This is a genomic window from Microbacterium sp. P5_B6, from assembly GCF_056400345.1.
Genome location: NZ_JBFULL010000011.1, coordinates 54,121 through 77,160, shown reverse-complemented (window position 1 = coordinate 77,160; position 23,040 = coordinate 54,121). Strand labels below are relative to the sequence as shown.

Annotated in this window: 15 protein-coding genes (1 of these 15 only partly in view); 8 read left to right on the top strand and 7 right to left on the bottom strand. The window is 69.8% G+C overall.

All coding sequences use genetic code 11. From position 1 onward, the window contains the following. Position 1: 1 nt before the first annotated feature. From AC1DP3_RS14570 to AC1DP3_RS14560, 3 genes are read left to right on the top strand one after another with little or no spacing between them, the layout of a single operon-like run. Positions 2-349 carry a gamma-glutamylcyclotransferase family protein gene (locus AC1DP3_RS14570; protein WP_477294474.1) on the top strand — a complete coding sequence of 116 codons (348 nt, stop codon included), beginning with the start codon at positions 2-4 and terminating at the stop codon, positions 347-349. After that, positions 349-1,242, top strand: coding sequence for an arginase family protein (locus AC1DP3_RS14565; RefSeq protein ID WP_477294472.1), 894 nt, complete (start codon positions 349-351; stop codon positions 1,240-1,242). The genes AC1DP3_RS14570 and AC1DP3_RS14565 overlap by 1 nt, the downstream gene beginning before the upstream one ends. Next, entirely contained in the window at positions 1,239-1,706 is a 468-nt protein-coding gene (locus tag AC1DP3_RS14560; RefSeq protein ID WP_477294471.1) for a SixA phosphatase family protein, read from the top strand. Before AC1DP3_RS14565 ends, AC1DP3_RS14560 begins: the two co-directional genes overlap by 4 nt. A gap of 81 nt (positions 1,707-1,787) precedes the next feature. On the opposite strand, the gene hutI is transcribed toward AC1DP3_RS14560, so the two are convergent. The 4 genes from hutI to hutH all read right to left on the bottom strand — a co-directional run bounded on the left by hutI (position 1,788) and on the right by hutH (position 6,906). Then, a complete protein-coding gene (gene hutI, locus AC1DP3_RS14555; protein WP_477294469.1) occupies positions 1,788-3,071 on the bottom strand; it encodes an imidazolonepropionase in 1,284 nt (427 codons plus the stop codon). 261 nt (positions 3,072-3,332) lie between these two features. Next, the gene (gene hutU, locus AC1DP3_RS14550; protein WP_477294467.1) at positions 3,333-5,000 is read right to left on the bottom strand and encodes a urocanate hydratase; all 1,668 of its coding nucleotides are present in this window, start codon (positions 4,998-5,000) and stop codon (positions 3,333-3,335) included. A 47-nt stretch (positions 5,001-5,047) separates the two neighbouring features. Continuing rightward, positions 5,048-5,296 carry a hypothetical protein gene (locus AC1DP3_RS14545; RefSeq protein ID WP_477294466.1) on the bottom strand — a complete coding sequence of 83 codons (249 nt, stop codon included), beginning with the start codon at positions 5,294-5,296 and terminating at the stop codon, positions 5,048-5,050. Beyond that, the gene (gene hutH, locus AC1DP3_RS14540; RefSeq protein ID WP_477294464.1) at positions 5,293-6,906 is read right to left on the bottom strand and encodes a histidine ammonia-lyase; all 1,614 of its coding nucleotides are present in this window, start codon (positions 6,904-6,906) and stop codon (positions 5,293-5,295) included. The genes AC1DP3_RS14545 and hutH overlap by 4 nt, the downstream gene beginning before the upstream one ends. Positions 6,907-6,967: 61 nt before the next feature. On the opposite strand from hutH, the gene AC1DP3_RS14535 reads away from it, so the two are divergent. After that, a complete protein-coding gene (locus tag AC1DP3_RS14535) occupies positions 6,968-7,765 on the top strand; it encodes an IclR family transcriptional regulator (protein WP_477294462.1) in 798 nt (265 codons plus the stop codon). A 274-nt stretch (positions 7,766-8,039) separates the two neighbouring features. On the opposite strand, the gene AC1DP3_RS14530 is transcribed toward AC1DP3_RS14535, so the two are convergent. Further along, positions 8,040-9,059: a LacI family DNA-binding transcriptional regulator gene (locus tag AC1DP3_RS14530; protein WP_477294460.1), complete on the bottom strand. Its 1,020-nt coding sequence runs from the start codon at positions 9,057-9,059 to the stop codon at positions 8,040-8,042. Positions 9,060-9,180: 121 nt separating this feature from the next. On the opposite strand from AC1DP3_RS14530, the gene AC1DP3_RS14525 reads away from it, so the two are divergent. Genes AC1DP3_RS14525 through AC1DP3_RS14510 form a run of 4 tightly spaced genes read left to right on the top strand, consistent with a single transcriptional unit; the run spans position 9,181 to position 14,414 of the window. Continuing rightward, positions 9,181-10,449, top strand: a complete 1,269-nt coding sequence (locus AC1DP3_RS14525; RefSeq protein ID WP_477294458.1) for a sugar ABC transporter substrate-binding protein — start codon at positions 9,181-9,183, stop codon at positions 10,447-10,449. A 4-nt stretch (positions 10,450-10,453) separates the two neighbouring features. Further along, on the top strand, positions 10,454-11,617 hold the full coding sequence (locus tag AC1DP3_RS14520; protein ID WP_477294457.1) for a carbohydrate ABC transporter permease: 1,164 nt from the start codon (positions 10,454-10,456) through the stop codon (positions 11,615-11,617). Beyond that, the gene (locus tag AC1DP3_RS14515) at positions 11,614-12,531 is read left to right on the top strand and encodes a carbohydrate ABC transporter permease (protein ID WP_477294455.1); all 918 of its coding nucleotides are present in this window, start codon (positions 11,614-11,616) and stop codon (positions 12,529-12,531) included. The genes AC1DP3_RS14520 and AC1DP3_RS14515 overlap by 4 nt, the downstream gene beginning before the upstream one ends. Further along, positions 12,528-14,414: a glycogen debranching N-terminal domain-containing protein gene (locus AC1DP3_RS14510; protein WP_477294453.1), complete on the top strand. Its 1,887-nt coding sequence runs from the start codon at positions 12,528-12,530 to the stop codon at positions 14,412-14,414. The genes AC1DP3_RS14515 and AC1DP3_RS14510 overlap by 4 nt, the downstream gene beginning before the upstream one ends. Before the next feature lie 5 nt (positions 14,415-14,419). Here the strand turns inward: AC1DP3_RS14510 and AC1DP3_RS14505 are convergent, their stop codons facing one another. Beyond that, a complete protein-coding gene (locus AC1DP3_RS14505; protein WP_477294451.1) occupies positions 14,420-14,896 on the bottom strand; it encodes a YbaK/EbsC family protein in 477 nt (158 codons plus the stop codon). Positions 14,897-14,982: 86 nt separating this feature from the next. Continuing rightward, positions 14,983-23,040 carry the final stretch of a hypothetical protein gene (locus AC1DP3_RS14500; protein ID WP_477294449.1) on the bottom strand. It continues 25,695 nt past the right edge of the window, so 8,058 of the gene's 33,753 nt are visible here — the last part of the coding sequence; its start codon lies beyond the right edge, outside the window; the stop codon is at positions 14,983-14,985.

Here is a 23,040-nt window from a genome sequence, read left to right as displayed (position 1 = left end):
CATGCCCGAGGTCGCAGACCAGCTCCTCTTCAGTTATGGCACCCTGCAGCATCCCGAAGTGCAGCTCGACACCTTCGGACGGCTGATCGAGGGCGCGCCCGACGTTCTGCCGGGCTACACCGTCGACTACGCCGACATCGACGATCACCGCATCGTCGACCTGTCCGGCCTCGGCACCCATCCCATCGTGCGGCCGACCGGAAATCCCCGAGACAAAGTCGTCGGGGTCGCCCTGCTGGTCACCGAAGACGAGCTCGACGCGGCAGACGAGTACGAGGTCTCGCTCTACCGTCGCATCTCGGTGACCCTCGCGAGCGGCCACATCGCCTGGGCGTACGTGTCGATCTGATGGCGCTCGCGCACGATCCCCTCTGGCCCCGTGCAGGTGGCTGGCCGCCGCTCTCGGACGTCAAAGGGCGAGCGGATGCTGTCATCCTCGGCGTGCCCGCCTGGAAGACGTCGCTCTCGCCCACCGGGGCGCACGCGACGCCCGCTGCTGTGCGCGAGGCGCTCCAGCGCTACAGCGCGACCCTGATGGGCTCTCCCCCGCGGGATCTCGACGCGGTGCTCGCGATCGCGGACGCGGGTGACGTCGCGGATCCCGACGGTCCCGAGGGCGAGGGGCGGGTGCGCGAGTCGGTCCGGTCGCTCGCCGCGCGAGCCGGACTCGTCATCGCGCTCGGCGGCGACAACTCGGCCACCTACGCCGTCGCCCAGGGTGCGGGTGCCACCGGGCTCATCACGCTGGACGCGCACTTCGACCTGCGCGACGGCGTGTCCAACGGCTCGCCCGTGCGCAGGCTCGTGGCGGACGGCCTCGACCCGCGGCGCATCGTTCAGGTTGGCATCGCGGACTTCGCCAACTCGGCGGCCTATGCGCGCCGCGCCGCCGACCTCGGCATCACCGTGGTGACCCTCGACGACGTGCGCCGCCGCGGCATCCCGGATGTCACGAGCGAAGCGCTCGAGATCGCGGGATCGGATGCCGCCCCGCGCGTGCACCTCGACATCGACGTGGACGTGTGCGACCGGTCGGTGGCACCGGGCTGCCCGGCGTCCGTCCCGGGCGGCCTCGCCGCGTGGGAGCTGCGTTCGCTCGTCCGAGCCGCCGCAGCCGACCCGCGGGTGACGAGCGCCGACATCGTCGAAGTCGACGCGACGGCGGACGCGCCCGATGGCCGGACCGTGCGGCTCGCTGCTCTCTGTGTGCTGGAACTCCTGGCAGGAAGGGTCACCCCATGACATCGCTCGTACTCGTCCGGCACGCCAAATCGGACTGGGGCGACGCCTCGCTCGACGATCACGACCGTCCGCTCAACGAGCGCGGCCTGCGGGATGCGCCGATCATGGCGCAGCGCCTGGCCGACTCCGGCTTCCCGGTCGAGGCGATCCTCGCGAGCACCGCCCTGCGGGCCCGCACGACGGCGGCCTACTTCGGGCAGGCGCTCGGCCTGGAGGTCCGCCTCGACGAAGCGCTGTACGGCGCTCCGGCCTCGGCGCTGCTGCAGGCGGCCGCGGACTCCGGCGTGTCGTCCGTCATGGTCGTCGCCCACGATCCCGGCATGTCGGTGCTCGCCGGGCGCCTCTCCGGCGAGATCGAGCACATGCCGACCTGCGCTGTCGCGACGTTCACGTGGGACGCCGACGACTGGGCGGTCGCGACTGCCCTAGACCCCGACTCCTGGACGTTCTCGGCACCGCACTGACAGACCGGCGCCTGCACAACTCCTCCGATCCTGCGAGCGGACCGGGTCATTCGCGGCGCGTCGGCAGCGTCGCGATGCGGTTCAGAGGAGTTGCGCAGCCGGCCGCAGCCGTACGCCGTCCTTCCAGACCGCCTTCACCAGCGGGACGCCGGGGCGGTACGCCAGATGGACGCGGGTGGGCGCGTCGAGCAGGACGAGGTCGCCGCGTGCGCCCGGCGCGACGACGCCGACATCGTCTCGACGCAGCGCGCGAGCCCCGCCCGCCGTCGCCGCCCAGACGGCCTCATCGGGGGTCATGCCCATCTCGCGCACCGCGAGCGCGACCATGAGGGGCATCGAGCTGGTGAAGCTCGACCCCGGATTGCAGTCGCTCGCCAGAGCGACCGTCACTCCCGCGTCGATCAGCCGGCGCGCATCGGGGTAGGGCTGCCGCGTGGAGAACTCCACGCCGGGAAGCAGCGTCGCGACCGTGTCGCTCGCTGCGAGCGCGGCCACGTCCGCGTCGTCGAGATAGGTGCAGTGGTCGACGGATGCCGCCCCCACCGCCACGGCGAGCTGCACACCGTCGCCCGGCCCGAGCTGATTGCCGTGCACGCGGGGCAGCAGGCCCTGGGCGAGGCCCGCTGTCAGCACTCGCCGCGACTCTTCCGGCGTGAATGCTCCCTGCTCGCAGAAGACGTCGATCCAGCGTGCGGAGGGAGCGCAGGCGCGGAGCATGTCGCCGCAGACGAGGTCGACGTACTCGTCGCGCCGGTCGGCGTACTCCGCCGGCACGACGTGCGCCCCGAGGTAGGTGACCTCGGGCGTGACCTCGGCGGCAAGCCGCGCGAGGCGCGCCTCGTCGTGCACGCTGAGGCCGTACCCCGTCTTCACCTCGAACGTCGTCGTGCCCTGGGCCCGCAACTCCGCGACGAGACCGGCCAGGTGAGCGCGCAGCTCATCCTCGGTCGCCGCGCGCGTCGCCGCCACCGTGCGCCGTATGCCTCCCGCGGCATACGGCGTGCCCGCCATGCGCGCCTCGAACTCGTCGGCCCTGTCCCCGCCGAAGACGAGGTGCGTGTGCGAGTCGACGAAGCCGGGGATGACGGCTCTCCCCCCGGCATCCACCACCACGATCTCTTCGTCGGCTCCGGTCGCGCGCGATACACCGTCATGGCGAGCTGCCACCGCGGAAGGCGCCGTGTGTCGGCCCTGACGCGGGAACTCGATCCCGGTGGACCCCGAGGCCTCGGCGGCCGGTCCGATCCACGCGATCCGTCCGTGATCGAGCAGGATGGCCGCGTCGCGCATCGTCCCGCACAGATCCCCGTCGGCTGCGACGTTCGTCGTCAGTTCGCCGATGTTCGTGATCAGCGTGGCGCTCACAGCATCCTTCCCCTTGCGTCCCATTCGACACCCACCGGGCCCAGCAAGCCCCGCCTCTGCATCCACCCGGCAGCATCCCACTGACCGGCGCCCGTCCTCTCCTGCCCCGTCCTCTCCGGCCCCGTCCTCTCCGGCCCCTTCCTCTCCCGCCCCGTCCTCTCCCGCCCCGTCCTCTCCCGCCCCGTCCTCTCCGGCATGTCCCACTTTCTCGCCGTTGATACGGATGCAGCATGCAGAAAGTGGGACACGGATGCCGGGGCCCTATGCCTGGTCCAGCATCGGGACCTTCAGCCCGCGCTCGCGCGCGACCTCCTTGGCGCGGTCGTAGCCCGCATCGACGTGCCGCATCACACCCGTGCCGGGGTCGTTGGTCAGCACGCGCTCGAGCTTCTCGGCGGCGAGCGCCGTCCCGTCGGCGACGGTGACCTGCCCGGCATGGATGCTGCGGCCGATGCCGACCCCGCCGCCGTGGTGGATCGATACCCAGGCCGCACCGCTGGCGGTATTGAGCAGGGCGTTGAGCAGCGGCCAGTCCGCGATCGCATCGGAGCCGTCGGCCATGGCCTCGGTCTCGCGATAGGGCGAGGCGACGGAGCCCGCGTCGAGGTGGTCGCGCCCGATGACGATCGGCGCGGACAACTCGCCCGATGCGACCATCTCGTTGAACTTCAGCCCCGCGAGGTGGCGCTCCTTGTAGCCGAGCCAGCAGATGCGGGCCGGAAGCCCCTCGAAGTGCACGGCATCGCCGGCCTTCTGCAGCCAGCGGACGAGCCCGGCGTTGTCGGGGAAGAGCTCCATCATCGCGCGGTCGGTCTTGCGGATGTCCTCGGGGTCGCCCGAGAGCGCCACCCACCGGAAGGGCCCGCGGCCTTCGGCGAACTGCGGCCGGATGTACGCGGGTACGAAGCCCGGAAACTCGAAGGCCCGCGTGAAGCCGCCCAGCTGCGCCTCGGCGCGGATCGAGTTTCCGTAGTCGAAGACGGTGGCCCCGGCATCCTGGAATCCCACCATCGCCGCCACCTGCTTGGCCATGCTCCCCCGCGCGCGTTCGGTGAAGGCCTCGGGATCGCGTTCGGCCTCGACTGCCCAGTCCTCGACGGCGACCCCGACGGGCAGGTACGCGAGCGGATCGTGCGCGCTCGTCTGGTCGGTCACGATGTCGATCGGGATGCCGCGCTGCAGCAGCTCCGGAAACACCAGCGCCGCGTTGCCGACCACGCCGACGCTCAGCGCGCGACCTTCGGCCTTCGCGGCGACGACCCGCGCGATCGCTTCGTCGAGATCGGTCGTGTACTGGTCGAGATACCCGTGCTCGACCCGGCGGGCGAGCCGCGACTCGTCGACATCGACGATCAGCACCGCGCCGCCGTTCAGGGTGACAGCGAGCGGCTGCGCGCCGCCCATGCCGCCGCATCCGCCCGTCAGGGTCAGGGTTCCGGCGAGGTCGTCTCGACCGAGCGAGCGGGCGACGGCCGCAAAGGTCTCGTACGTCCCCTGCAGGATGCCCTGCGTGCCGATGTAGATCCAGGAGCCGGCGGTCATCTGCCCGTACATCGTGAGCCCGAGCTGCTCGAGCCGGCGGAACTCGGGCCACGTCGCCCAGTCACCCACGAGGTTCGAGTTGGCGATCAGCACACGGGGCGCCCACTCGTGGGTGCGGAACACACCGACCGGCTTGCCGGACTGCACGAGCAGCGTCTCGTCGGGCTCGAGCTCGTCGAGGGTGCGCACGATGGCGTCGAACGCCTCCCAGCTGCGTGCGGCCTTGCCGGTGCCGCCGTAGACGACGAGGTCTTCAGGGTGCTCGGCTACCTCGGGGTCGAGGTTGTTCATCAGCATCCGCTTTGCGGCCTCGGCGCCCCAGCTCTTCGCGGTGCGCTCGTTGCCGCGCGGCGCACGCACGACCCGGGCCATCGTGGTTTCAGACATGACTTCTCCGTTCGTTCCAGAGGAGATCCGCGATTCCGAGGACCGGATCACGCTCCCGGCTCCTCGCTTTTGCGGATCTCCTCGCTTTCGCGCACTCCGAGCCCCGCATCCCGCACTCCGAGCCCCGCATCGCGCACTCCGAGCCCGTCATCGCGCGCTCCGAGCCCCGCATCGCGCACTCCGAGCCCGTCATCACGCACTCCGAGCTTCGCGTCCCGCACCACCCGCGTTGCTGCCACCGTGCCCCCGCTGCCCGCCGTATCTCCGGAGATCTGCAGTTCTTCGGACGTTTTCATCGGGTTCCCTCCGACATCGTGGGTTTCTCCGAGGTTGTGGCGGGCGAAGGACGGTGGGTGACGGATGCCTCGCCGAGGCCCGCCTCCGCCACGGCGCCCAAGATCACGAGCCCGGTCACGGCCTCGATGTCGGGCGAGACGAAGCGATCACGGCCAGGACCGGCCGCCACCGTCCGCACGAGGTCACGCACCGCGCCGGTGGCGGGCCCCGGCTCAAGCGGCGCGCGCAGGTCGATCGCCCGCGCCGCGGTGAGCACCTCGATCGCGAGCACGCGGGCGAGGCCGTCGATCGCGCGGCGCAGCTTGCGTGCGGCCGCCCAGCCCATCGACACGTGGTCCTCCTGCATCGCGGACGACGGGATCGAGTCAACGGATGCCGGCACCGCGAGCCGCTTCAGCTCGGAGACGATCCCGGCCGCCGCGTACTGCGCGATCATCAAGCCCGAGTCCACGCCGACCTCGTCGGCGAGGAACGGAGGCAGCCCGTGGCTGCGCGCCACATCGAGGGCGCGATCGGTGCGCCGCTCCGAGATCGACGCCACATCGGCCACCGCGATCGCGAGGAAGTCCAGCACGTAGCCCACGGGCGCGCCGTGGAAGTTGCCGTTGGACTCGACCCGGCCGTCTGGGGTCACGACGGGATTGTCGACGGATGCCGCGAGCTCGCGCCCGGCGATCAGCGCGGCGTGCGCGAGAGTGTCGCGGGCCGCCCCGTGCACCTGCGGCGAGCAGCGCAGCGAGTACGCGTCCTGCACCCGCGTGCACACCGCGGGGTCACGGTGCGACGCCATGATCTCCGAGCCCCCGAGCAGCGTCCGCAGGTTGGCCGCGGAGGCGGCCTGGCCGAGCTGAGGCCGGAGCGCCATGAGGTCGGCGGCGAACACCGCGTCCGTGCCGAGCTGCGACTCGATCGACATCGCGGCGGCGATGTCGGCGGTGTCGAGCAGCACCTGCAGGTCGTGCAGCGCGAGGAGCAGCATCCCGAGCATGCCGTCGGTGCCGTTGATGAGGGCGAGACCCTCCTTCTCGCGCAATTCGAGCGGAGCGATGGATGCTGCGGCCAGCGCCTCGGCGGCCGGCATCGCGTCGCCGCCCACCCGCACCTGCCCCTCGCCCATCGCGGCGAGGGCCACGTGCGACAGCGGTGCGAGGTCGCCCGAGCAGCCGAGCGAGCCGTATTCGCGCACGATCGGGGTGATCCCGGCGTTGAGCATGGCCGCGTAGGTCTCGACCACGACGGGACGAACGCCCGTGCGACCCGAGGCGAGCGTCTGCAGCCGCAGCAGCTGAAGCGCGCGCACGACCTCGCTCTCGACCTCGTCGCCGGTGCCCGCCGCATGCGAGCGGATCAGCGATGCCTGCAGCTGCATCCGGCGCTCGAGCGGGATGAAGGTCGTCGCGAGGGCCCCGAAGCCGGTCGAGACGCCGTAGTGCGGCGCGGGATCGTCGGCCAGGGCCTCGATGAGGGTGCGCGTGGCGGCGACGCGCGACAGGGCATCCGGCTCGATCGCGACGTGCGCGCCGTCACGGGCGACCGCGACGACGTCGTCCGGATGCAGCGGGTGCGCGCCGACCGTGACGACGCGCGGGGAGGCGGTGACGGTGGTCATGCGTCGATTCCACACCTCAGGACTGTCGCTCGACAGGCGCGCGTGGCATCCTTTGTCTGCCATGCCAGACAAACCTTCCCGCCCTGCCGCCGCGAAGCCGCAGGTGCCGGCCGCGGACCAGACGCTGCGCATCCTGTCGTTCCTCGGCCGCCAGCGCGGCCCGGTCGCCGCCCTCACGATCGCAACGCAGCTCGGCATCCCGCGGTCCAGCGTGTACCACCTGCTCGGCGCGCTCGAGGAGCACCACTTCGTCGTGCACGTTCCGGGAGAGCGCCGCTGGGGTCTGGGCGTCTCGGCCTTCGAGCTGGCAGGCGGCTACGCGCGCCAAGCGCCGCTCGCGCGCCTGGGGCGCCCCCTGCTCGCCGACCTCGTCGACCGCGTCGGCGAGAGCGCCCACCTCGCCGTCATGAGCGGACGCGACGTCGTCTACATCGTGGAGGAGCGCGCGGCGCGCCGGCCGGCTCTCGTCACGGACGTCGGGGTGCGCCTCCCCGCGCACCTCACCGCGACGGGCCGGGCGATGCTCGCGGCGCTCCCCCGCGAGCAGGTGCGCGCGCTGTTCCCGGATGCCTCGGCCTTCGCCGACCGCACGGGCAGCGGTCCGCGCACTCGCGCCGAACTGCGGGAGCTTCTCCGCGACGTGCGCGCGACGGGGTGGGCGACCGAGGACGGCGAGGTCACTCGGGGACTCCGGTCCGTGGCCACCGCCGTGCTCGATCACGTGGGCTGGCCGACGGCGGCGATCGCGGTCACCTGGCCGGCCGATTCGGATCGGGATGCCGCTCCCCTCGCCGAGGCAGTTGCGCGCGCCGCCGCGGACCTCTCCCGCCGCCTGTACGCGTCGGCCGCCGCCAGCTGAAGCCGCGCGCGGCCGCCGCCGGTTTGAGACCCGGGGGCCGGGTCGCCGCCAGCTGAAGCCGGGCTCGCCGCGGCCGACGCCGGCTGAAGCCGGGCTCGCCGAGGCCGCCGCCGGTTGAGACCGCGGAGTCCGGGCCGCCGGCCGAAGCCGGGCGCGCCGCCTGAGGCCGCCGGTTGAGACCCGGAGGCCGGGCCGCGCCGCCTGAGGCCGCCCGCGCCGTGGCCGACCGGGAGGCCGGGACGCCGGCTGACCTCGCGGGTGCCGGAAACGGCGGCTAGACCGCAGCGGCCGCCCGCAGGACGAGCTGTGGCTCGATCAGACGATGGCGGGGAGCAGCATCCGCCCCCGGCTCCTCCACAAGCAGGTCGAGCACCGCCTCGGCCACGCGCTCGGGCCGCTGCTCCACACTCGGGATGCCCAGCGCTTCGGCGACGGGGGTGTTGTCGAAGCCCACCACGACGAGGTCGGATCTGCCGGCATGCGAAGCGGCCAGGTGTGCGCCGAGAGCAAGGGTGTCACTCGCGCACACGATGGCATCGACGGATGCCGCATCGAGCGCCCGCTCGGTGACCGCGCGCGCCTCGGCCACGTTGTCGAGGGACGTCCAGCGCAGGTCGGTGCGGTCCTGGACACCGAATGCCATGGTCTCGTGCCACCCGCGCTCGCGGTCGTCCCCGGTTCCGGATCCCGACGGCCAGCCGAGGAAGGCGACGTCGCGTCCCGACTGCAGCGCGTGCAGGGTCGCAGCCCGTGTGCCCGCTGCACCGTCCACATCCACCCATGGCCGAGCAGGGTCGCCCATCTGAATTCCGTCTCCTGGCTCGCCCCACGGCCTGCCGAACGCGACGAAGGGCACGCCGTGCTCCACCAACCATTCGGCCCGCGGATCCCCCTTGAAGGTCCCCGTCAAGACGATGCTGTCGATCTCGGCTCCCTCGCGCAGCTGCCTGATCCGGCGAATCTCCTCCTCGGGGTCCGCGGCCGCATAGACGAGCAGGCGGAGCCCACGCGGAGTCGCTCGCTCGGTGAGAGCGTGGATGAAGCGGTCCAGAACGATGCCCGAGATGCCTCCGGCGTACGGATCCAGGTGGATCCCGATGGTTGCGCTGCGTCTGGTGCGCAGCCGGCGAGCGGCCATCGACGGCGCGTACCGCAGCTGGAGGATGGCCGCCTCGACGCGCGCCCTCGTCGGAGCCCGGACGATGTCGGGCGCGTTGAGCACGTTCGACACGGTCTGTCGCGACACGCCCGCGAGCCGCGCGACATCCTCGACCGTCGGCTGCCGATCACCCATCGACTACCACCTTTCCGACCCGTCGCATCCCCCTTGACACTGTGGCCGACCGGTGAATAGTTTGGCACCCGCGACCGAGGTTTGAACGATCAAATCTCATCCGAGCATCGAAGGAGATGTCATGAAGCGCCACACAGCAGCGCGGGCCCTCACGGTCGGCGCGCTCACAGCAAGCACCGCACTGGTCCTGGCCGGGTGCGGGCAGGGTTTCGACGACGGCGGAGGGGGAAGCGGAGGCGCGCCCGACGGCGAGCTGACGAGCTCCGAGGACTCGCTCACGGTCCTCATCGGATCCAGCGGCGACGCTGAGACGGACGCCGTCAATGAGGCGGTGGCGGCCTGGTCCAAGGAATCCGGCGTCGACGCTGAGGTGGTCGTCGCGAGCGACCTCTCACAGCAGCTCTCGCAGGGCTTCGCCGGGGGCGAACCGCCGGACCTCTTCTACCTCGCCAGCGAACTGGTCGCGGGGTACGCCGGCAATGGATCGCTCAAGCCCTACGGTGACCAGTTGGCCAACAAGGACGACTTCTACCCCTCTCTCGTGCAGAACTTCACCGTCGACGGCGACTTCTACTGCGCTCCGAAGGATTTCTCGACGCTCGGCCTCGTGATCAACAAGGGGCTGTGGGATGCCGCCGGCCTGACGGAGGCCGATATCCCGACCACGTGGGATCAGCTCGCCGACGTTGCTGCCAAGCTCACGAAGGACGGAGTGGTCGGGCTCTCCTTCGGAGCGGAGTACCAGCGACTCGGCTCTTTCATGGCGCAGGCGGGCGGTCAGCTCGTGAGCGATGACGGCACGACAGCGGTCGCCGACAGCCCCGAGAACCTCGAAGCCCTCACTTACGTACAGGAGCAGCTAAACGCCGGTTCGTTCGCGTACGCGACGGTCGATCTGGGCGCGGGATGGGGTGGCGAGGCGTTCGGAAAGCAGCAGTCCGCCATGACGATCGAGGGCAACTGGATCTCGGGGGCCATGACGAACGACTACCCCGATGTCGACTACATCGTGGCTGAGCTTCCGGAGGGCCCGGCGGGCAAGGGCACCATGCAGTTCACGAACTGCTGGGGCATGGCCGCCGACAGCCCGAACCAGAAGGCCGCACTCGACCTCGTCGAGTATCTGACGAGCACCGAGCAGCAGCTCGCGTTCTCGAAGGCCTTCGGGCCGATGCCATCGATCCAGTCGGCCGCTGAACAGTGGAGTGCCGACAACCCGCAGTACGTCGCCTTCTTGGCCGGAGCCGACTACGCGAAGGGGGTCCCGACGACGGACGGCATCGCCTCGGTGATCACGGACTTCAACTCCGAACTCGAGTCGCTCAAGACCGGCGACCCGCAGGAGATGCTGTCCACGACGCAGTCGAACATCGAAGCGATCATCGGCTAGCGACATGTCCGTTGCGACCGTGGTGCCTCCCCGCGCTCGGAGCCCCCGCTCGGGGCTCCGGCGCGGCGAGGGCCTGGCCGGGTGGCTCTTCACCGCCCCGGTGCTGATCATCCTCGGTGTCTTCCTGCTCATCCCTGTCTTGATGGCGCTGTGGGTGAGCGTGTCGGACTGGAGCGGCAGGGGCAGCCCTCTCTCCCCGAGAGTCAGCTTCGTCGGCCTCGAGAACTATGCCGCCATCACGACGGATGGTGGACTCAAGACTCGAGATTTCGGCATCTCGCTCCGCAACAACGCGTGGTACGTGCTGCTCGTCGTCCCACTGCAGACGGCGCTGTCCCTGCTGCTGGCGGTTCTCGTGAACCGCGCCATCCTGCGCGGTCGGGGATTCTTCCGCACCGCGTACTACTTCCCCTCCGTGACGAGTTCCGTGGCGATAACCGTCCTGTGGCTGTTCCTCTTCTCGGCCACGGGAGTGGTCAACGAGATCCTGTCCTGGGTGGGAATCAACGGCCCGAATTGGTTCAGGGACCCGCGCGGCGTCGTCCACATCTTCCTCGGTTGGTTCGGCGTGGACTCGCCGCCTGCGGCGCTGGTGTCCGGGGGCGCCCTGGGGGTCACCTGGTGGGGGTGGATCGCCGGCCCGTCGGTGGCCATGTCGGCCTTCATCCTCATGGCGATCTTCACGACGAGCGGCACCTTCATGCTGCTGTTCCTCGCGGGTCTGCAGAACATCGGGGGCGACGTCGACGAGGCCGCCATGATGGACGGCGCCAACGGCTGGCAGCGCTTCTGGCGCGTCACGCTGCCGCAACTGCGACCCACCCTCTTCACCGTCCTGACGCTGGGRCTCATCGGGTGCTGGCAGGTGTTCGAGCAGATCTACACGGGCACGAAAGGCGGGCCGGGCAAGACCACCCTCACCCCGGCTTATCTGTCGTACCAGTCGGCGTTCACCAACCAGGACTGGGGCGAGGGTGCGGCGATCGCCTTCATTCTCTTCGGGATCATCGTCCTCTTCACGATCCTCCAGAGATGGGTGTTGCGAGACCGGCCGGTCTCGAAGCGCCGCATCCGGGAATACCAGGTGAGCTCGACGGCCGCTCCCCCGACTCGCCCTCCCGCCGCAGCCAAGGGCGGTCGTCCGACGAAGAAGGAGGCCGCCTCATGACCGGCACCACCCTCCCCGAGGCTCAGGTCCTGACCAAGGAGAAGGAGCCCCAGCGCAATGCGAACCCCCCGCGCGAACGGCTCCCTCGTCGGCGACTGATCTCCCAGCTCGTGCTCTACGTGATCCTCATCGCGATAGCGCTCGTCTACATCTATCCGTTCCTGGTGCAGGTGGCGACTTCCTTCAAGACGGATGCCGAAGCCGCCGTGGATCCGATCAGCCTGATCCCCCAGGTGTGGACCACCGCGGCCTACGAGCGCCTGTTCCTCAGATCGGATTTCCCGCTCTGGTTCATGAACTCGGCGATCGTCACCGTGTTCGTCACCGCAGGGCGCGTCTTCTTCGACTCGCTGGCGGGCTACGCGCTCGCCCGTCTCAATTTCCGAGGGCGGGGCGTCGTGTTCGCTGCGCTCATCGCCGTGATGGCGGTGCCCGCGGTCGTGCTCCTGATCCCCAAGTTCCTCGTGATCAACCAGCTCGGCATCTATGACTCGTACCCCGGCATGATCCTGCCTCTGCTTGTCGACGCCGCCGGCGTCTTCATCATGAAGAACTTCTTCGAGTCCATCCCCGTCAGCGTCGAGGAGCAGGCGCGCATCGACGGCGCCGGCACATTCCGGACCTTCTGGTCTGTCGTGCTGCCGATGGCGCGTCCCGCCCTCATCACGATCATCATCCTGTCGTTCCAGGGATCATGGAACGAGCTGTCGCACTTCATCGTCGCCACGCAGTCGCCTGAGCTTACGACCCTCACCAAGGGCGTCGCGGCGCTGGCGTCTGGTCAGCTCAGCCAGGGAACGCAGTACCCGCTGAAGCTCGCCGCGGCGGCCATCATGACGATTCCCGTCGCCGTGATGTTCTTCATCTTCCAACGGCGGATCCTCAACGCCTCAGAAGGCGCGGTGAAGGAATGACCCAGGGACGGCAGCCGTTCCTGTCCGATTCGATCGTCGCGCTGCGCGCGCCGACGCAGGTCTGGTCGGGGCGATCAGGCGACATGGGCGATCAGCCGATCGACGGGATCTACCACGGCGATACCCGCTTCGTACGGGCGGCGACGCTGGCGTACACCGAGTCGGGCGGCACGGTGGTCTCGCCCGAATGGGTGGTGGTCTCCGAGCGCTCGGCGTCGGAGGTGGAGTTCGGCGCCCTGCTGCGCGGAGTGGATGACCGGTGGCCCGATCCCAAGGTGCGCCTGCGGCGACGCCGGACGGTCGGGGACGGCTTCGTGCGAGAGGTGATCACCGTCTCCTCGCATCTGAGCGAGCCGCTCACCACCACCCTTCGACTGCGGCTCGCACCCGACTTCACGCCCATGCAGGAGGTCAAGTCCGGACACTCCCGCGGCCGCGGCTGGACGGCGACCGACAAGGGCGATGCCGTGCGCATCGACGCGGACGGACCCGTGCTCACCCTCGCAGCCCCCGAGGCGCGCATCGAGGCAGACGACGTCGTCACCCTCTCGTGGACGCTCACGTGCCCCCCGCTCGGCGAGACGACCGTCGAATGGTCTTCGCACCTCTACGATCCGGCGCTCGTGGTCGCGGGCGTCTCATCGAGCGCGTGGGGCGGGGGGACGGATGCCGCTCCCGCTGCCGACTCGCGGGTCCGCCGCTGGCTGGGTGCCGCCGTGTCCGACCTCGATGCGCTCCGCCTGTCTCTCCCCGACCACCCGGAAGACGAGTTCTTCGCGGCCGGCGCCCCCTGGTTCTTCACGCTCTTCGGGCGCGATTCGCTCTGGACGGCGCGGCTCGCGCTGCCGATGGACGCCGGGGTTGCAGCAGCCACTCTTCGCGTCCTCGCCCGTCTGCAGGGAACCACGACCGACCGCGCGACCGCGCAGCAGCCCGGCAAGATCCTCCACGAGGTCAGATCGGGTCAGCTGACGCTGCCCGGTGAAGGCATCGTGCTCCCGCCCCTCTATTACGGCACCGTGGACGCGACTCCGCTCTGGGTGACCCTGCTCGCCGAGGCATCGGAGGCGGGGATGCCCGAAGCCGAGGTCCAGGCGCTCCTGCCCAACCTCGAACGCGCGCTGCACTGGATGCTCGCGAGCGCGGGCGATGGTTTCCTCGACTACGTCGACGAGACCGGGCACGGCCTGTCGAATCAGGGCTGGAAGGACTCCGGCGACTCGATTCAGTGGCGCGACGGCACGCTGGCGGAGGGCCCCATCGCACTGTGCGAAGTGCAGGGATACGCCCACGAAGCGGCGACAGTCGGCGCCGATCTCCTGGACCGGTTCGGGCGCGAAGGTGGGGATCGCCTGCGCGAATGGGCGGCCGATCTGAAGGCGCGATTCGCGGAGAGGTTCTGGGTCACGACCCCGGAGGGCCGTTACCCCGGGATCGCGCTGGACCGCGAGGGGCGGCCGGTCGACACGCTGACGTCCAACATCGGCCATCTGCTCGGCACGGGGATCCTCGAGCCGGCTGAGGAAGCGGCCGTCGCCGATCTGCTCGTCGGCCCMACGATGTCGTCGGGGTTCGGCATCCGGACGATGTCGACGGATGCCGGGGGCTACTGGCCGCTCAGCTACCACGGMGGCAGCGTCTGGGCGCATGACACGGCCATCATCGCGCGCGGCATGCACCGCGCCGGGCTGCAGGAGCAGTCGCTCCGTGTGGTCGAGGAGCTTCTCGCGGCGGCAGAGTCGTTCAGCTTCCGCATGCCGGAGCTCTACTCCGGCGATGCGCGAGCGGACACGCCGGTCCCGGCTCCGTATCCAGCCGCCTGCCGCCCCCAGGCGTGGTCGGCGGCGGCAGCTCTGGTGTGCAGCGAGATCCTTCGCGGCTGATCCCGTCAGTCGACTTTTGCGACCGTACCGTCGGTCAGCCGCACGAGTTCGTCGAACGTGAGCGGGAACACCGTGTGCGGCGTGCCGCCGGCGGCCCAGATCTCGGGGTAGCCGGCGAGAGCCTCGTCGACGATGGTCGTGAGCAGCTCCGGATGCCCGGTCGGCGCCACTCCCCCGATGGCCTGCCCCGTGGCCCCACGGACCTGGTCGGGAGTTGCCCGGGTGATCGCCGAGCGACCGAGGCGCTGCGCAAGCGCGGCCGTGTCGACACGATGGGCGCCGCTCGTCATCACCAGGAGCGGTGCGTCATCCGACCAGAACACCAGGCTGTTCGCGATCGCCCCCACCTCGATGCCGAGGGCGCCGGCCGCGAGCACCGCAGTGGACGCGGCATCCGGGAGCACGACGATCTCACCGGAGATGCCGGCAGCACGCAGAGAGTCGTGGACGAGCCGGCTTCGGGTGGGGAGATGGGCGCTCACGACGGCCAGCCTATCGATGCGGAGTGTTCTCGCCCGCGCCTGATCGGTGATGCTCCCCCTGCGTCGGCGGCTACGGAGAACGGTCGTCAGGGGCGTCGCAGCGGGCGCCTCACGCGAGGTGGCACGGTGGCGGGAATCGACTCACGGGGTGCGGGCGCACGAGGTGCTCGCCCATCAGCGGTCGAGCTGGAAGCCGCGGACGTCAACTGGGCGGCGGAGACCACCGCGATGACCGTCGGCTCCATGGCGATGACGATCCCGCCGGAGGTCGGCTCGGCCGAGAGCGACTCGACGGCGAACGAGGCGAGCGCGGCCGGCACGGGGAGGGGCGCCTCGGTGATGCTTCCCGTGACGCTCTTCTGGCCGGGCAGCGTGTACCCCGTATCGGCGGCCAGGGTCAGGATGACCGATTCTGCAGCCTCGGTGATCGAGTCGCGCAGCGGAGTGACCGTGATGGTGGCGGAGGTGACTCCGGCGTTGAGCGTGATGCTCGTGCCCTTCGCGTTGAGCGTGCCGCCGACCGCCGTGATCGTATAGTCCTTGCCGTATGCGGCGGTACCCGACCACGCGAGGAGGACCGTGATCTTCGTATCGGTCTTGCCCGTGCGGGAGATGACGTAGCGGATCGTGTCGGTCGGGTTCTCCGCCCCCGCCGCGTCGAGCGCGGTGACCGTGACGTAGGAGACCGTCGGCGGCGGAGGCGCCGTGTCGTTGTCGGCGATCGTGCCGCCCGCGCTTACGGTGGCGCCCAGGGTGTATCCGGCGCCGGCGCCCACGGTCAGCGTGACGGCCTCCGCACCTTCCACAAGCGTGTCATCGATGGGGACGACGGTGAGCGTCGCTTGCAGCGCGCCCGTGGCGAGCGTCAGCGTCTTCCCGTCCGCCGAGAGGCTCCCGCCGGCGACCTGCACCGCGTAGTCCACCCCGAAGGATGCGGCACCCGACCAGGTCAGCGCGATCGACACCGCGGCCAGCGCAGTCGTACGGATGATCTGGAACACCAGAGGGTTCGCAGCGGCTTCGGCGCCCGCACTGTCTGTCGCCGTCACCGTGACCTGTGGCGGGGACGGAGGCGCGATGTCGTTGTCGGCGATCGTGCCACTCGCGGATGTCACGGCACCGCGGGTGTACGCCGCCGCCGCGAGGATGCTGAGCGCCACCGACTCCGGGGACTCCACGACGGCATCGTCGACCGGACGAACGGTGACGGTGGCGGTCGCGACGCCTGCCGCGATCGTGAGCACGCCGCCGCTGTACGATCCGCCGGTCACGGTCACCGTGTAGTCGCCCGCGGACGCCGCGCCGCCGAATGCCAGCTGGACGGCGAGGGCGGCCGCCGTCGGTCCCGTCCGGGTGACGGTGAAGACGATGGGGTCGTTCCCTGTCTCGGCGCCTGCGGCGTCGGTCACTGCCACCGAGACGATGGGGAGCGAGGCGACCACCGTCACGAGCTGGGTGCCGACCGTCGTGTTGCCGAACACGTCCGTCGCCGTCCAGGTGATCGTGGTGACGCCGATGGAGAAGACGTTCCCTGCCGGCACTCCGGTGCGCGTGATGGTCACTCCCGCCACGTTGTCGGTGGCAGTCGCCGTCCCGAGGGTGGCGTCGCTGATGACGAGGGTGCTCTCGCCGCCGATCGTCGGGCGGGTGATCGCGGGGGGCACGTTCAGTGTCGGAGCGACGGGGTCGGGCGAGAAGGTGAGGGGCACGCCGTACGTCACATGCACGGTGTCGATGGTCGTCGCTCCGTTCACCGCCAGGAGGCCGAGCTGTCCGTCGGCGACCGCACCGTTGTAGGCGAAGGATCCCACCGTGACGCCGTCGACGCTGACCGTCACGGTGGTTCCGAAGAGGGTGAGGACGACCTGGTGGGCGACTCCGGCCGCCAGAGCGACGGCGAAGGTCGCGTCGACCACCGTCTTGCTGCGGATTCGGTGACCCAGCACCACCGTTCCGGTCGCCTGGTCGAGCCGCACGAACTTGTAATCGGTGTCGCCGTAGCCGTCGACGACGAATCCACCCGACGCACCCGCAGCGAGATTCACGCTGGCAGCGACCGTCGTGGTGGTCCCGCCCGTGGCCCGCGCCGGCAGCGCCATCATGCTCATGCCCGGGGTGGAACCCCCGGTGCCCCTCAGCGCGCCGTTGATGACGCTCCACGACCCCGCGCTGGTGTAGCCGTCGGCGATGCCGTCGCTGAAGTCCTCGGTGGTGTCGAAGGTGGTCTGGGGAGGAACGGTCTGGACGACGAAGCTGTCGTACACGCCCCGCGAGTTGTCCGAACCGACGCCGACCAACCCGGTGTTAAGCCCGCGCGCGACGCCGTCGACGTACCGCGGCGCGAATTGGTAGGTGAGCTTCGCCACTCCATCGAGCGAGACCGTGACGAAGATCCCCGATACCGACACGAGCAGCGCGTAGTACCGATCGGCGAAGATGCTGCCGACGGCGGCCTGCACGTCGACCACCCACCCGCTCGCGTCGCGATGCCCCATCACGATCTTGTTCGTCGACTGGTCGAGCCCGGCGAACTTGAAGTCCGTCGGCGAGTAGTAGTCGAAGATGACGTAGGCGTTCGCCTTCCAGCCGGCGGTGGGCTTGGTGACCTTCACCGATGCGCTCAGCTCGAAGTACACGGGCAGCGTGTCATCGACGACGAACACCGCCGCCGCATCCTTTCCGAGCGACGCGGCCGAGACCGACAGCGCACCGCCCGACACCGCCCACACTCCGCTGTCGACGGCGACGGCGCTCAGCTTGCCGTCATCGAAGCTCGCGCTGCGCAGGACGTCACGCTTGCCGCCCGGGATGTTGCCGGCCTGGGGGTCCGCCGGGGCGCCGCTCTGGTCCTGCCAAAGTCCGTGGTCCTGCTGGGTGATCAGACCGATCTCACCGTACGGCTCGCCGTTGCGGACAGCGAAGTCGGCGTTCCAGTCGAAGGCGCGGGTCGCATCGGCGCCCTGCGCGGCCGAGAGCGCGTAGAGGAACTCGAACAGCGCCGGGGGCACCTGGCGACTGACGGTGGCGATGCCGAACGGCGCGAACGGCACGATGTAGCTGTTGAACTCGCCGGTCCAGTCGATCAGCCGGTCGCCGCCGGTGTTGCCGATCAGGATGTCGCGCCCGGCGCCGCCGAAGGCGCGGTCCTCGTAGATCGGGTGCGTGTCGGGGCCGTCGTTCACCCACGAATCGCCGGTCAAGGTGCAGGTGCCGTTGGGCGTGGAGGCGAGGCATCCGGAATGCAGGTCATCATCGGCCTGGAGCAGGTCGTTGCCCCAGCCGCCCCAGAGCGTGTCGTGTCCGGTGCCGCCGACGATMCAGTCGTTGCCCAGGTCGCCGAAGAGCACATCCGCACCGTCGTTGTTCGCGCGCCCATTCGGGTTCAGGCAGTCGCCGTTGTTCGCGAACGACACGCAGCCGATGACGACGGGACMCTCGGTCGTGACGTTGTTGAGGAACCACTCCAGGCTGTAGCCCGCCTGATAGGGATTGCTCCCTCCGGTGCTTCCGGTGCAGGTGTGTCCGCTGGGCGTGTAGGCCGTGCAGGTCCACACCTCGCCGGTCTGGTTGAAGAGGATCGCACGGCGCGGCTCGTACTCGTCGTAGAGGTCGAACTCTCCGGCACGGCGGGTGCGGTCGTAGTGCCAGCCGTCGATGTCGTCCGGGTTGTAGCGGAGGATATCGCCCGGGTTGTTCGGGTGGCCGAAGTCGATGCGGACGAGGCCCGACCGCACAGCAGGGCAGTTGATCGACAGCCCGGCGCTCGGGCAGCTCTCGACGTAATTCGGCGCATAGCCGGCGACGAGAGCCTCGGCTCCGGTCATCGCATCGTCGCCGACGCCGCCGTGGATCGCGTCGTTGCCGAGACCGCCGAAGATGATGTCGTTGTACCCGCCGGCGGGCCGGTAGAGCGGGTCGAGGTCGTTCGGGTCGGCGAAGAACGGCGTCAGGTTCACCGTCTTGTTGAGCACCCCGCGGACGTTGATCGTCTCCTCCTGCACGTGGCCCGGGGTGTAGATGACTTCGTCGAGGACATCGCCCTGGGTGGTGCGGGTGTCGGGGTCGGTCCCGAAGAGCGCCAGGATGCCGTAGAGCGGTTCGCTGTAGCAGGTCGTGCCGTTCGCCGTACAGGTGGCCCCGTCTGCCGTGCGTGGGGGCGACCCGTTCCGGCTCGTCGAGATCCGTCCGTCGTCGCCCAGGATGCCGTCATCGCCGGTGCCGCCCGAGATCCAGTCGTCGCCGTACCCGCCGATGAGATCGTCGTCCTGGCCGTCGCCGTAGATGACGTCATTGCTGGTCATGCCGTAGACCGTGTCGTCGCCGGACTCGCCGTGGATCTCGTCGCCCTGACCCCGGTCGGTCACCGGGAGCGTTGGCCGGTAGGCGGGTCCGCCGAAGGTGTAGTCGAGCATCTCGACGGCCCGGACGACGATCTTGAGAGTCCCGTAGGTGTCGTAGGCGAACGTCAGGTAGCTCCCCGAGTCGACGCCGTTCGTGCCGACCAACCGCAGGATGCGTGCGTTGTCGCCGGCGATGACGTCGGCGTCGCGGGCGTGACCGGTCGCGATCGTGTTGATCGAGCCATCCGGGCCCGTGGTCGCATCCCCGACGTCGTTGCGGGTGATGTCGGTGCCCGCCCCGCCGAAGATCATGTCGGCACCCGCCGGACGGCACGTCGCGTCCAGGCAGAACGAGCCGATGGTGCGCCAGGCGACGGCAGCGGTCAGGGTGATGGCACCGCCCGCACCGATGGCGATCGTCACATCGATGGGCTCTGCGACGCCAGGGCCGTACAGCGTGAGCTTCACGCTCCCGGCTGCGATACCCACCGCAGACCCTGTGAGAGTGAGCGTCTTTCCGTCGGCCGAGATGCCCGTGACCCGCCACTGCACGACGTTGCCCGTCGCGTCGCGATAGAACGTGGTCATCCCCTGCGCCTTGTACGACAGAGTGACTCGCTGATTGTCGCCGAGGCCGTAGAGGTCGGACGAGTCGCCGATGATGTCGTCCTGACCCAGGTTTCCGAAGATCGTGTCGTCGCCGCCGTTGCCCTCGATGTAGTCGTCGCCGTCGGTGCCGGCCTCGACCGAGGGGTGGACGACGAGGGTGTCGGCCATGGTCTGGTCCGCGCTCCGCCACGCGCCGATCCTGGTCCCGGCCGGCCCGCCGGCCAGGAGCACAGGACGGGGGTTGGCGGCGGTGAGGGTGTGCGCGTACGCCACGAGGACGAGTCCGTCGACGTACCCGTCGCCCTGGATCACGTCGTCGCCGAGCTCGCCGAAGATCTCATCGTCGCCCGCACCGCCGGCGAGGTAGTCGTCGCCCCACAGCTGCGGCAGCGTCGATCCGGCGTCGCGACTGTGCTCGAGCTGATCGTTGTGGTCGAGCAGGGTGATGCGGTACTGGGCACCGCCGTTGGGATCGCGCTGCATCGCGCCGGTGACCTGTGCGTGGCCGTCGGTGCCATTCGGGATGCTGGTGCCATAGATGGTGCTCCCGCCCAGGACCTGCATGCGCGGGTCGAGAGTGTCAAGGCGGCGGCAGCAGTCGGCATTGTCGCCGGCGATCAGGTCGTTGCCCATGCCGCCGTCGATGATGTCGTTGCCGTCGAGGGCGCCGGAGACGTTCGATCCGCCGATGAGGAGGTCCGCGCCGTCCTCGCCGTAGATGATGTCGTCGCCCTGCTGCCCCATGACGATGTCGTTGCCCGAGCCAGCGTAGATCAGGTCATCGCCCGCCCCGGTCTTCTGCGTGACGTTGGTGGCCCGGAAGTCGATCGTGCCGCCGAGGTCGACGCACACCCCGTTGCGGGGGTCGTCGGGGTCGTAGGGCGTGGTCGTGCAGGTGACCCTGCCCTGGTCGCCGAAGATCAGGTCGTCGCCCCCACGGCCGTAGATCACATCGTTGCCCGCACCGCCGAAGAGGATGTCGCGCTCGTCGCTGCCGTAGATCGTGTCGCCGCCGCCATCGCTGTCGGCGAAGCCGAGGGTCTCGATTATGCAGATGAGGAACTCGTGCACCGAGAAGCTCGAGACGTGGGTGTCTGCAATGTCGGGGTTCGTGGCGAGCCGCGCGCTGTCGCCGAAGACGAGGTTCTTGCCCTCGCCCGCCGTCAGCACATCGGCGCCGGCCCCGCCGATGATGATGTCGTTGGCGCCACCCGCCGTGATCGTGTCGGCGCCGCCCAGGGCTGTCGACGACTCGAACGACGAGATCACCTCGATGTCGTGCGCGTCGTCGGCGGTGCTCGCGCCCACCGCGCCGCGCAGCAGGTAGTCCACGAAGCCGTAGTCGCCGAAGACGATGCCGTTGCCATCCGGGTGGGTGGCATCCTGGCCGTTGTTCGAAACGATGCGGTCAGCGCCCGCGCCGCCGAAGATCATGTCGCGGCCGACGCCGGTCGTCAGGTTGTCGTCGCCGCCGAACTCGCCGCCGACCGGGACATATCCCTCGACGAGCTGGAGGACGGCGACCGGGTAGTCGTCGGGCGCGTAGCCGATCGCGCTGCCTGGCAGCGCGGAAGGAATCGGCCGGTTGAAGACCGGGGACTCGATGCCCGTGATGCGGCCGTAGTCGCCGAAGACGATGTTCTCGCCGGTGCCGGCATCGATGACGTCGGCGCCGTTGCCACCGAAGACGAAGTCGTTTCGCGTGCCGGTCGTGATGCGGTCGGCCCCGCCGTAGGCCTCGTCGGTCGTCCACACGCGGTCGAGGCTGCTCGGGCTCGGGTTGTAGCCGGCGACGTAGTCGAGGAAGCCGTAGTCGCCGAAGACGACGTTGTTGCCGTCGCGACCTCCCGGCGTCTCCCCCGCGTTCGCGACGATGATGTCGGCACCGGCGCCGCCGAAGACGATGTCACGGCCCGTGCCGGTGGTGATCGTGTCGTCGCCGCCGTCTTCGGACCCGCCCGTGCGCGCCGGGTTGATCGTCTCGACCAGGGCGAAGGTGGGCACCTGGAAGTCATCGAGTGCCGTCACCGTGTCGATCGGACGGTTCCGACCCTGCGCCTCGATGCCGGTGATCCGGCCGTGGTCTCCGAACACCACGCTCGCGCCGAGCCCACTGTCGATCGTGTCCCCGCCGAACCCGCCGGCGATGATGTCGTCGTGGATGCCGGCGGTGATGATGTCCACTCCGCCGAAGCTCTCGTCGATCGACTCCACCAGGTGGAGGATCGTCACGTTCGCGGTGCCGTCGATGTAGAGCAGGTGCCCGTGGTCGCCGAAGATGACGTTGGACTGGTCGCCGCCCGCGATGGTGTCGGCGCCGTTGCCGCCGAAGAGCCGGTCGCGACCGCCGTCGCCGAAGAGCGTGTCGGCGCCGCCTTCAGCGGGGCGCGTGGTCCGGATCTCGCGGACGCGGCCGGCGGTCTCGATCTTCTCCAGCTGAACGGGGTTCAGATATCCCTTGCCGGACGGCGTCCCGGAGCCGAGGCTCGCCGACTCGACATCCTGGCGCACCGTGCCGTAGTCGCCGAACACGATGTCGTCGTACTCGTCGGGGGTGCTGGCGGTCGAGCTCTCCGCGTCGCCATGCAGGATGTCGTCGCCCGGCGTGAGGAGATCGCGGTTGACGAACGTGCTCCCGTCCAGCCACGGGATCGTGAGCTCACGGGTGATGACGTTGACGTTGACGCCGTTGTCGCCGTAGATCTGGTCGGATCCGCGGCCGCCCGAGATCGTGTCGTTCCCCGAACCGCCGACCAGGTAATCCGGTGCAGCGCTGCCGATGATCCTGTCATTGCCCGCGCCGCCGAAGGCGGTGAACCCGATGGTCGACAGGGGGTCGGCGAAGGTCAGCTCGCTCGCGTCGATCTCGTCGTTGCCCGCATTCGTGAAGGCGTTGGCCACAGGGAAGACGAAGTGGGCGTCGCCGCCGCCGAGCTCGGTGGGGTAAGGCTTGCTTCCGAAATCGCGCACCGAGATGACACTCGTGTMACCGCTGTACCAGAGCCCGTCCTGCGAGGTGTCGCCGTAGACGACCAGGGGTGAGGCGGGGCCCGCGCCACCCGTGATCTTGATGTAGTCGCCGCCGATCGCACCGGTCGGGAGGTACCAGTTGCCGCCGCCGTGCACCGTGGTGATCCCGCCGTGCACCGCCGGCACGGCACCGGGGCCGCTGCCGTCGGGCCCGGGCTTGAGCGT